We start from the raw sequence: 761 nt of genomic DNA, 5'->3' as shown, positions 1-761 counted from the left end.
GTGGCGAAATGAAGAAAATCATCATAGTTGTGGTCGGGGCATTCTTGAATGCCATCGCGATGAACTTTTTTCTAATACCGGCAAATGTTTATGCAAGCGGCTTTACGGGAGTGGCTCAGCTTCTATCGCGAATGATTGGGTCCTTTGCTCCTTTTAATGTTTCTACAGGGATTTTATTGCTGTTATTGAATATTCCCGTAACCATCATCGCATGGCGGAAAGTTGGAAAGTCCTTTACCTTTTATAGTTTTCTTAGCGTTGCTTTGATGACACTCTTTATGGAAGTGATTCCCATTACACGATGGTCTCCTGACATATTATTGAATGCCGTGTTTGGCGGTGTCATAGCTGCAGTGGGTGTTGGAATCACCTTGAAGTATGGTGCATCGACAGGTGGTATGGATATTATTGCCATGCTGCTGTCGCGGAAAAAGGATAAACCTGTTGGCACTTATTTATTCCTGCTCAATGGCGTGATCATCGTTACGGCCGGAGCAGTATACGGACCGGAAAAAGCTTTGTATACATTGGTCACGTTATACACATCTACTCGTGTTGTGGACGCGATACATACACGCCATGAAAAGCTTACTGCCATGATCATTACAAAGAAAAGCGAAGAACTTAAACAAGCCATCCATGCCAAGCTTGTCCGTGGAATCACGAGGGTTCCGGCTAAAGGTGCATTCACTAATGAAAATAAGGAAATGTTATTGATTGTCATTACAAGATATGAACTTTATGACCTGGAACGTATCATT

The 761-nt window shown here is 42.6% G+C and carries 1 protein-coding gene; it reads left to right on the top strand.

The window, feature by feature from the left end; genetic code table 11:
- Positions 1–8 precede the first annotated feature (8 nt).
- A partial coding sequence (locus tag CVN76_RS01720) for a YitT family protein (protein WP_100530152.1) occupies positions 9–761 on the top strand: 753 nt, incomplete at its 3' end.

The organism is Bacillus sp. mrc49, assembly GCF_002803435.1.
Note: the sequence above shows the minus strand (reverse complement) of the source record. Positions and strands in the feature narration are given on the sequence as shown.